Here is a 248-nt window from a genome sequence, read left to right on the forward strand (position 1 = left end):
GGTTATTTTTTTATCATTTTCCGACAGAAGACTCCTTCCTCAAAAATGTGAAGGTGTGAAACACCAATTTTAAGTGGGAGATGAATGTCGGTAGGTGTAAGCCTACTTATTTTGTATCCTATTAAGGAGAACGCTAGAAAGTGAGGTGCAATCAATGTTAATAAATAAAGCATATAAATTTCGGATCTACCCTAATAAAATACAAGAAATCTTAATTGTGAAAACGATTGGTTGTAGTCGATTTGTAT

General features: G+C 33.1%; 1 protein-coding gene. It reads left to right on the forward strand.

The window, feature by feature from the left end; all coding sequences use genetic code 11:
• Positions 1–154: 154 nt before the first annotated feature.
• Positions 155–248 (forward strand): helix-turn-helix domain-containing protein (locus SB717_RS38360; RefSeq protein WP_410908444.1); only part of this gene is annotated, 94 nt, incomplete at its 3' end.

The sequence above is a fragment of the Priestia sp. SIMBA_032 genome, from assembly GCF_046535215.1.
Lineage (GTDB): Bacteria > Bacillota > Bacilli > Bacillales > Bacillaceae_H > Priestia > Priestia aryabhattai.